This window comes from Mastigocoleus sp. MO_188.B34 (assembly GCF_030065675.1).
Classification (GTDB): Bacteria; Cyanobacteriota; Cyanobacteriia; order Cyanobacteriales; family Nostocaceae; genus Mastigocoleus.
The window spans coordinates 44,348-55,247 of the sequence record NZ_JASJDK010000038.1 but is presented as its reverse complement, the minus strand read 5'-3'; the positions used below and the strand labels follow the sequence as shown (position 1 = coordinate 55,247).

General features: G+C 37.4%; 5 protein-coding genes. 3 read left to right on the top strand and 2 right to left on the bottom strand.

Going from position 1 to position 10,900, the window contains the following annotated elements; genetic code table 11:
- Nucleotides 1-385: 385 nt before the first annotated feature.
- Nucleotides 386-4,861, bottom strand: coding sequence for a hypothetical protein (locus QNJ50_RS11550; protein ID WP_300635406.1), 4,476 nt, complete (start codon nucleotides 4,859-4,861; stop codon nucleotides 386-388).
- A gap of 842 nt (nucleotides 4,862-5,703) precedes the next feature.
- On the opposite strand from QNJ50_RS11550, the gene QNJ50_RS11545 reads away from it, so the two are divergent.
- From QNJ50_RS11545 to cobT, 3 genes are all read left to right on the top strand, one after another.
- The gene (locus QNJ50_RS11545) at nucleotides 5,704-6,375 is read left to right on the top strand and encodes a Crp/Fnr family transcriptional regulator (protein ID WP_027844366.1); all 672 of its coding nucleotides are present in this window, start codon (nucleotides 5,704-5,706) and stop codon (nucleotides 6,373-6,375) included.
- Between the two features lie 210 nt (nucleotides 6,376-6,585).
- Nucleotides 6,586-7,338, top strand: a complete 753-nt coding sequence (locus QNJ50_RS11540) for a DUF2232 domain-containing protein (RefSeq protein WP_300635405.1) — start codon at nucleotides 6,586-6,588, stop codon at nucleotides 7,336-7,338.
- Between the two features lie 61 nt (nucleotides 7,339-7,399).
- Nucleotides 7,400-8,653, top strand: a complete 1,254-nt coding sequence (cobT, locus tag QNJ50_RS11535; protein WP_300635403.1) for a nicotinate mononucleotide-dependent phosphoribosyltransferase CobT — start codon at nucleotides 7,400-7,402, stop codon at nucleotides 8,651-8,653.
- A gap of 611 nt (nucleotides 8,654-9,264) precedes the next feature.
- On the opposite strand, the gene QNJ50_RS11530 is transcribed toward cobT, so the two are convergent.
- Nucleotides 9,265-9,645 (bottom strand): hypothetical protein, encoded by a 381-nt coding sequence (locus tag QNJ50_RS11530; protein ID WP_300635402.1) that lies wholly within the window; start codon nucleotides 9,643-9,645, stop codon nucleotides 9,265-9,267.
- Nucleotides 9,646-10,900: the final 1,255 nt, after the last annotated feature.

Here is a 10,900-nt window from a genome sequence, read left to right as displayed (position 1 = left end):
TTTGGCATTTTCCCATACTGAGTAATAAGAACCCCAGGGAGAAGTTAAAAGTTAAAAGTCATTAGCGGATCCGTAAGGTAGCGTAGCTATAGCGTGTCCGTAGTACATAATTCATTAGCACCTAGCGTAAGCGTACCGTAGGTTATGACGCTGTAGACACTGAAGTGCCTCACTTTGTGAACGCGTCACGCTGCGTTAATGCGTGTCCGCAGGACATAAGTCATTACCATACTGTGTCCCTAGGACATAAGTCATTAGCGGATCCGTAGAACATAAATTAAACAACTCCCGACTCCTGAACTCTTCACTCCTTACTTATTACTCCTTACTTATTACTTGTTACTTATTACTTGTTACTTATTACTCATTACTCATTACTTATTACTCATTCCTTCTGCACACCGACAACAAAATTCACAGTATAAGGTTCTTTTAAGGATTGCTGAGTACTTGCTTGAATTACATCTAAGTAGCGACGCAGACGCTCCAACTGTCCTAAATTTGGACGATAGGTAAGACTACCTTGTTTTTCAAACAAAGGTGCGGTCGCAATTGCTTTGTAATAAGGGTTTTGTATAGAACCTTGGGTAATCCATTGGGAGTTTTCTGCTTCCGGTATCAAACCTTGGGGTAATTCACCTTCAAGAAAAGCTAATAAACGTTGCTGACAACTACGAGTGTTAATTCCACGACCTTCAAATAACTGAATTAATTCGCCAAATGATACCGCTCGTTGGGGTAGTAACTGTAATAATTCTGTAAAGAGAAAATAATCGGTGTATTGTTGTCTGGGAATTTCCAATACTTGGGGATGTAAGGTTAATAAAGCTAAACCGTAAGCTACACGAGTACATTTAGGAGTATTATCTTCCCCAAGATAGGAATCTTGGATAATTTTGGCATTGGGAAGTTTTTGGCGCAACCAACGACTTACAGAACCCAATGAAGCAACACCACCAGTTAGAATTGCTTGGTCAACAGCTTCTGTGGGAATTCCACGAGCTACGAGCAATCGATTAATTTCCCGATTCAGACGTCTAACAAAAGGAACAAAGACTTGAGATTCTAAATCTCTACGCTGTAAAACCCATCTTTGGTCTGCTAATTCAATCTGAAAAGATTCTTGTTGTTGCAAAATTAATTTTAAAGCACCAGCAGCGTTAAGTATCGCTTGTCCTAATACAGAACTTTCTAATCGTTGTTGCAAACGAATCCGAGCTTTGATATCCGCTTCTCCAGGACGCGGTAACTCCAACTTATCCAGTCCTAAACTAGATAAGCGCATTTGCTCTAATCCAGGAACCGATGGTTTCCATGAAGTATTACTTTGGGTGCTTGCACTTTCTGGCTTGCTAAAACGAGATTCCCGCCATTTTTCCGGAACTAGTAACTGACAAACAATATCTTGCTCGATCGCTTTTCCTGCATAGAAGAAATTATGCAACATGAACTTGTTATGAGTTAACTCATGCAGGTTTTGGGGTATATCAACAAGTCCCATTTCTGTCGCACTAGCCCCGATATTAACGATTAAGGTGTTACCGATAAAAGTTTGGGAATTGCTTTTGGGGAACAAGGAGCGTTTAGAACCCTTAAATTTAACGGTTTCACCCCTTGCACCATCTAATTCACTTAGTAAACCAGCAACAGCTTCTTCCACAAAAAATACTTGTTGGGGGTGCTGTACCAGTTTACTCGTAAGTAAAGCTTCTCGAACATTGAAGCGATATTGTTCTGAGGAATTAGACGGACAGGTACAAATAACACCCGCAAGATTATTGATAACTAAATCGAAAGTTTCTGCATTTAAGCCATCTGCTGCTGCGGTTAAACCCAAAGTTGTACTTTTGCGATCTGACTTCAAAGTTAACAATAATTTCGAAAGCGATCGCACCACCCAAACCAAAGGAATGGTAGACAGTTCATTGAGTTGTAATAAGGGTTCCCATTTTTGTCGCCCTTTATTCAAAGAAATTTCGGAATGATTTTTGTAAGGTAAAGCGACCTGTAAATAAGGTTTTAAATGGGCTGAAAATAGATTGCGATCGAGGAGTGGCGATCTAGGTTGTTTCTCAGCAGCTTCATCTGGAGAACTTACTGAATTTTGTTCGGAAGCAGCGATTGAGGAAGGTAAATAAACTTCAGCAGGTAAACGAAAAGAACGTTGAACGGAATTTAGTGGGGGTTGGCTTGGAGCAGACCAATATAAAGGATAAACTTCTTGGGTCGAACGGTTTAATATTACAGCAGAAATACCCGTAGTACCCAAATCGATTCCCAAGTACCAAACTGAATTCCTGACTTTATCATCCACTTGAGCCTGATCTATATTTCCTGTACTGGAAGATAAATAATTGGCTTGTAAATCGCTACTTTGAGTATCGCTATTAGTAACATTCTGGGTGGAAATTTCCTCAGTAAGTCCTAGAGTAGGGCTTAAGTCTAACTGAGTATCAGCGCACTTTTCCGTAGGATTTGAGCCTGAATCTGGATCTGAATATTCAGGAGGTGTTTCCCAAGCAGAAATTTCTAATTTGGGTAGATCCTTTGCACTTGTGCTGACAGGAGCATTACTTTCAGGGTGGTTTTCTACTTGAGGTTGTGGAGCTTGCTCCGCATCAAAATTATTTAAATCCCGATCTAATTGTTGTCGCTGTTCGGGATTTAAGGAAATTTCAAGATTTGACCGATCAATTGCAGCTTGTTCTTGTGCTAGCAAATCTTCTTCTGGTGAAGCAGGAAGATAGTCATCTGACTTCTCCACTTCTTCTGAAATACTTGATGAGGTTTGTTCTTGATTGTCTGCTAAATTGACTGCATCAAGGGCACCGTGACTTCCTTGCTCCTGTATACTTTGCTTCTGAGTGAAAGTTTCAACCTCAAACATATCCCCTTGAATACCCAGTTCTGGCAGTAAGTCTGTCAAAGCTGTGATCATATCCCCGTCATTGGGAGCATTTTCCGGTTCTGGAAGTAATTTCGATTCAGGAAGTTGGGTTGAGTCTGGAATTATATCAGATTTCAAAGAACTATCGGAATTCAAAGTATCAGTATTTACAGCTTCCCCTGTGACAATACTTCCCTCACTTTCCTTCGTTTTTTCTACCTCAGTACCTATATTCTCTTCCAAGGGAAATGTATTCCACATATCCTCCATGACTTCTTCAGCGGTAACAATATCTGGGAGAATCTTACCCATATTTGGACTTTCGTACCGCTCGGTATCTGTGTTGGAGATAGCAGATTCTATACTTGATAGAGGAAAATCTTCTTCCGTATCAGAATTCAGGAATGTTTCGTCAGGTTCAGACGGTAACTCAATTTTGGGTGTAGAGGTTAGTAAATTTTCTTCTACCGTTAATTGTTCTGTTACGTTAGCAACATTTTGCCCATCAGAACTATTAAAATTTGTTTCTGTGATTGTTTTACTATCTTTTTCTTCACTACTTACTGCAGGAGTTTCACTAGAATAAGTATCAGTTTCAGAAGTAGCATAGGCGTCAAAATTAGCACCTTCTATCCTGCTTTCTTCATCTGTAATATTATCCAGAGATCGCGCACTATCTTGTGAATTAATATTCTCAGTAGTATCAACTAGGTCACCAGCACCGAATAAACTGGCATAGAGTTCATCAACATCATTGCTTGCAGATATCTGATTTTCTAGCTTATCTTGTGGCTCATACTGTACAGTTTGGGTATCTTCAAAGTCCAAACTTACTGGTTTTTCATGTATCTTATTACCCGAAGCCTTATCTATCGTATCATTTTTCATGCTATCCAGATTTAAAAGTATAGAATCTAAATCTGGTATAGAATCTGTACTATCAACAATATCTGTACCAGTATAATTACTAGTCATCAAAGTAGATGATTGAATATCTTCAGTTGGCGACACCAAAGAATCTACATTTGTAAAATTATTGCGATCTTCAAGTTTAGTTTCGTTTTGAGACCCATTTTGAATGGTATTATCAGAGCGCAGATGCTGACTTAAGTTATCAATTAAATTGGTCAGTAATGTCTCACCTTGCACTCCTTTAGAATGCATTCTGGAGAGTGATTGAGATAAGGAATCATGATAGGTGAGAATATTACGCTCTAAAGCGTTAAACACCGCATTGACGGTGCTGTCTAGCGCTAACAAGCGATGGTCTAAATCGCCAGTAAGTCTTGTTAGCTGCTGTAACTGATCGAGAGAATCTGATAAAGCCGGAGCGGATGAAACTATCAATGCTTCTGGATTTAAGTCACTGCTAGCCGTAGAGGAACTAGCAGCACCAAACTCAGGTAAAGCTTTTTGTTCTACTTCTTGTCCTACTTGTCTGCCGAAATCTTGTTGTGGTGCATCCGCTTTATAATTAACGCCTGGGCGAATACGATTCATCAGCACCTGCAAAAATTCGGAAATCATTCTTTCTTGATTTGCAACTTGCTGCGCTAACGAGTAGTTTTGTAATCGTTTTTGCTCTAAATGTCTAATTTCCTCAACCAGCTTAGCCCTTTCTTGTAACAAGGTTTGCATTTCTAACTTTAATGGCTCGAGCACAGTTCTCAACTCTGTCCTTGGCGATATTCCCAACTCACCTGATGTTTGGGCTTCTTCTCCAGGAGATAGTTGACTGCTTTGATTCACAAACCTTGATAATAATGGAGATAATTGTTGCTCGCCATCAGATTCTCCCGGGCTTCTAACTGCATTGCTTTCTTGTAAACTGACAAGAAAAGCACGAATTTTTTCTAAAATTTCTCGTGCGTCCTGCTCTTGAGCCAGAACTCGATGTAAGCGCTTGCCTTTATGGGCAAGTAAACCTTCAATATCTGCAATCAGCCTTTGGATGTCGGTTGTGCGGGAAGTCACAGTGGTGTACCGTTTTTTAAACTTTACGTCTGAGGATGTGGAAATTACTTTAACAATTACGACCTTTAACGACTACTACAGGTAAAACGATCGAATTGAACGCGTTAATTTAGTTGCCGATGATTCTGTTTTATATGCCTTAACTTTTCTTTTGGGTCACAACCATTTCCGGGGATACAGCAAAAGTTAATTTCAAGTTCTCGACACACAGTTGAGAATATTAGATAGCAACTGTTGTCAAGTCTTTATTTTGCAAAAGTTAATTACTCTGAGGAATGTAAACTTTATGTATTTATGTTACGAATCACTTAAACATGTATTTTCTTTAGTACAAGATAACGGAAGTAAACCAATTGTTGATATTAAGTTTCAAGGGAAAAATACAAAACTTATGTCCTAATAAATACCAAAAGGAAAAATAATGGATGATTTCTGTTGATACAGGTAGTCTGGGGCGTGAGCACTGTGATAGTAAAGGTTTAATCCCCTTTGAGGATCCTAATGTTTGTTTTGTTGTAACTCTCATGTCGGAAATAGGATATCAAAAACAGTATTATGCCGTGCAGCACTTATTCCGTCTACTAGATGAGGCAAAGTCTACTAGATGAGGCAAGATATGTTAACCGATTGGATACGTTTTGTTAAATATGGGTTGATGTAAAACATTTACTCAGTTTAAACCCATAAGTAAATATTTTTGAGTATTGAAAAAAATACCTTGCTTGTGAAAGTTATGTAACATAGTTTAGCTTTCTATTTAGACAACGCTGTGCTTTGATAGCTTAGGCTGAAAGTAGCTTTTTGTTTGTTGTGTATATTGCAGCTTTAGTAAAGACGCCGTAATGGATGACTCTTGGATTCGCCATGCTCCTTTCTTTGAAGGACTATCAGAGGAAGTTATAGGACCAGCACTCATACATCTTGTTAGTCGCACTCATCCATCAAACCAAGTAATTTTATTGGAAAATGATTGGGGCGGCTCCGTATATTTTATTGTGGATGGATATGTCAAAATTCGTACTTACAACTTAGAAGGTAGAGAAGTAACCCTTAATATTTTAGGTAAGGGAGAATTATTTGGTGAGATGGCCGCACTCGATGAAGTGCCCCGTTCTACTGATGTGATAACTCTTACACCAACCGTAATTGGTAGTATGCCATCCCAGGATTTTGTCACATTGCTGCATACAGAACCCCTTGCTGGAGTCAGGTTATCGCAGTTGATGGCAAGACGTTTGCGCCAAGTTAATCGGAGATTGCGCTTGCGAGAGTCTGACAGTCAGTCGCGAGTTGCAGATACATTACTATTTTTAGCCGAGGGTCAGGGTAAACAAGGAACATCAGGAACTGAAATTCCGAATTTACCCCACCGGGAATTAAGTAGTTTGAGTGGCTTGGCGCGGGAAACAGTTACACGAGTTTTAACCAGGTTGGAAAAGAAAGGTTTGATTAAACGGGATCATGACTTCATCTGCATTCCCAATATATCGGCACTAGAAAAAATGATCGTGTAGCAATTATTTTTGAGGTCACAAATTAAGGTGGTAAATTGAGGTAACAAATGAAAAATGACAAATGAAATTCAAACAGTTTGGTATGAGAAACAGTTACACAAGCTTTAACTAAGCTAGAAAAGAAAGGGTTGATCGAACAGAATTATGATTTTAATTTGATTCTTGATACATCAACCTTAGAAAAAATCATAGTGTAACAATTGTTCGGATATGAGCATTTCGGATTCTCTACCAGATGAAACCGAAGGTAATTCCAGGGGATCGTCCTCCGGAGATTATCTCCAGTCACAAATCAATTTGAATAAAAAGCTAAACAAACCAACCAACTTGATTCAACCGCAGTTATCCGTTGGAGCCCCGTTGCGGATGGTAGAAACTGCCTTTTTAGCTAGTACTGCTAGCTTGATTTGGTATCTCAACTACTACATTCCCTTGGGGCTATTACGGATGTTTTTCCCCTTGCCAATCGCCTTAGTTTATCTCCGTTGGGGTAAGCGAGCTTCGTGGATTTCAGCAGTAGTTTCGGGATTGTTGCTGTTGGTTTTAATGGGACCGACCCGTAGCTTATTATTTCTGATCCCTTATGGCTTAATGGGCGTACTGCTAGGGGTTACCTGGAATCGTCGTGTACCTTGGAGTGTTTCTATTCCTCTCGGTGCAATGTTGGGAGCCTTGGGAACCTTTTTCCGTTTGTGGCTACTATCCGTTTTAGCTGGTCAAGACTTGTGGATCTACACCATATCCCAGGTGACAAATTTGCTGGAATGGTTATTTTTGAAACTGGGTATTCTAGCAACTCCTTCAGAATTAATAATTCAAATTGGAGTTATGGGACTAATTATGACCAGTAATCTTGTGTATTTATTTGTAGTGCATATTGCAGCTTGGTTACTTTTCGACCGTCTGGGAAATTCTATACCCCGTCCACCTCGCTGGGTACAAATACTCATGGATTATGAGTAACCGGGAAATAAGGAAGGGGCCTCTTTTGACTTGTGACTTACCCGTAGCGCTATAAATATCAGTGATTCGTATTTATACTCAAACAGAACAAGCTAAAACATGGCTGCAACAATATCGCAACTGTCAGCCTACTTTTGCTTGTATTTTAGGATTTACGGAAACAGCTTTAATTCCGGGTATTTCTGCTGCGGGTAAAACCCCAGAAAGTCGAAAATATACAGCTTGTGCAGATGCTGAATTTTTATATTACGGCGCAAATCACCAACCTAAATACCCTTTACCGCCTTTAATTGCAGGAGCTTCTCCCGCACTTATTTCCAGGGCAATAATAGAATCACTAAATATACCGCTTCATATATTTAATACGGGATTACCTCAACCCCCCGCAGTGCCAGTAATTAATGTGTATGGCGTACCAGCAAGATGCTTGAGTCAAGGAAATGCAATGGAACTATCCAAGGTACGGCATTTACTAGAAAGAGGTTTAGTTTGGGGAGAACGCCTAAGTAAACAAATTCACAACAAGTATTTGATTATTGGTGAATGTGTTGTTGGTGGTACTACCACGGCATTAGCTATTCTAACAGCTTTGGGTGTTAATGCTGCTGGCAAGGTAAACAGCAGTCATCCAGTCTGTAATCACGAACAAAAATTACAGCTAGTGCAAACAGGTTTGGAGATGATGAATCAGAGAATATTCCCAGGAAGACAATTCTCTGACTTCCTTACTGATATTTTGGATCGCCCATTACAATTGGTTGCTGCGGTTGGCGATCCCATGCAGGTTTTTGCTGCAGGAATGACAATTGCTGCTAGTCGTAATTGTGGCGTGTTGCTAGCAGGAGGTACACAAATGCTGGCTGTTTATGCTTTAGCAAGCGCGATCGCTCGCGAAGATAATCTTGATTGGGAACCCAAACAAGTAGTAGTAGGTACAACACGTTGGGTTGCAGAAGATCCTACAGGGGGAACAGTTGAATTAGCAAAACAAATTGGTGTTCGCGAAGAAATTTATATTCGCGAACACCAAAATAAATACCAACATAAATTTATTCAAGAAACTATTGAAGAAACTATTAAAGAAATAGACTACAGCGAACAAACACCAGCACTTCTTGCAACTCAACTCTATTTTACTAATTCTCGTTATTCTCAACTGCAAATCTACGAACAAGGTTTTGTTAAAGAAGGTGTAGGTGCTGGAGGTCTTTGTATTGCTGCTTCTCTAGGTCATAATTGGCAACAAAAGCAATTTTTACAAGCAATAGAAGAACAACTTGAACGTTACTACGATCATCCCTGGAAAAATCACTAATTTACACAATCTTTTACACCTCAAATTTCTAATATCTCCAAGAAAAAATACTCTGCTAAAGTCTGCACTTGTCTTACACTCCTCTGGAATAGGATTTAGGCGTTTAGCAGAAATAATCTTTTAGGCTCATAGCTTCAATAATTGTTCACTTTTCTGATGCAGAATTCTATTGGGAAATACCTGTCTGTCAAATCCTATTTTGCTTGTAATCAAAAGAGAGTATGACGACCTAGACGAGATACATAAATCTCTATGAATATCAAATTCAAGGAATTAAAATTCAAATGCTAGAGACTTGGATTTATCTCCCCATATCCAATGTATCTAGCAACTTGCTTCATAAATATTTGGCGTTTATCTTAACCTGCACCAGATTGACTATCAAAATGTAAAAGATTTAGCATATTGGCTTTGTCATCCTTATTTCTAGACAATCTCTGGCTTAAAACCATGGAGCTTAAATTATTTTGTTTTTGTAAAGTCCTTTTAACTAAATTTACTTGTAATCGTTCACTATCTTTATAGTGACAAAGAAAAAATAATTTCTCTATTGTCCTACTTACAGATAAATACTTGAGATTTCTAGAAAAAATATATGCTATTGCTGTATTTCAAGATTTAATCCTCTTGAGCAATAATTGCTCTTCTAAAGCTGCAATACGGTTATATGCAGCAGTTAACTGAGCTGTTAGCCGTTGAATTTGAATCTCTGGAGTTAATTGCTTTTCTCCACCATCTAGATTTCCTTCAAGATACATACCATCAGTCAATACATCTTTGTGTTCCAGTTCTGGCTCAGTGTTAAAGCGTACATTGGATTGATGATAGTTTTCAACATCGATGTTTTCCCACAGTTTTTGTATTGATTGTTTTTGTTCTAAATCACAACCAGATATAACTTGAGAAAGCTTTCTATCTAGTACTTCAATTTTTTGACAGAGAGCGTCTAGTTTATAACTCAAAGTCAGAATTTGTTTTTCTACTGATTCCATCTAATACACCAGATTAAATTGATTTGTTTCTATGTTATTCAATTAACTGCTTAAATTAACTATACTTACGATTTTTTTAACTTTTAAAATTTTTTTTTGGATTTGATAATTTAAATCAGTAATTAGTGATATAAATTAATATTTTTCTTATCCTTTACTTTTATAAGTACTAAGCAAGATTAATTAAAGGATATTTCTTCAAAAAAACGAAAGATTATTTAACAAAGTTTTAAGATTTAATCATTATCTTTGAAAAAAAGCTTTACAACCTCCTAATAGAAAGCATTTTCAATTAATATCCACTATTTATAACCGAATATAGCTTTGGTTTATAAACCATGACAAATACAGCAACTTGTTCCACTCCTTCAAGTTCAAGCATAAGTAAATTAGATGTTGAAAGCTTTTAGCTTTCATAAAGCTTCCATAACAAAGTTTCTTGATTCTTAATAAATACACAAGTATTTTGAAATTAACTTTGGCATTCAATTATTTGATATTTGGGCTATAATTATGGATTGACAAGTTTTGAATTTTCACGTTTTTTCAAAACCAAATAAAATATGTACCGGTCTATGAAATTATAGTTAAGATATTTTTTGTCAAGATTTCATTAAGTTGTAATTAGATGAAATCAAGATTAATATTCCGACATTAAGACTCTGGACCCTACAAAGTCCTTGTTCTTGTCAAGAAAATATATTTAATTGAATACTGAGATTTCAAAATACTGAGTTTTAAGTATTAAGTAAAACTTAAGTAGTATGTTATTTTTATTGCAAACAGGTTGTTGTCCTCGCATAGAGACAATAAGTGCAATTCATCATTAAGAATGCAAAATTTATGCAAGGAGACTGAAAGAAGAATCTTAAATTTTAAACTATATTGTTATATAGTTTAAACCACTGACAATGCGATTAACATACAGAATTAATATTGTGTCGAAACTTAATGTTTTCTTAATTTCACTTCATGTCTAATATTATTTTTATAAATAATATTTGGTTGATGTGTATTACAGTTTTTTGTGCTTGCTAACTTTAGACTTAGTTATAAATTGATTTTCATAAATTTATTGCTGATAATTACCGCTCGGAAGAACTGTTGACTGAAAGCACACTTTATTGAGCGAGTTTTATTGTCTTTTATGTCAGATCCACTTTGGGATTAAACCTACGTATTAGGAAGTTATAAGTTTCTTAAAAGTCTTCCCACCACAGGGAAGTCAAATATTTTGACTTCAAAATTTCAAGCT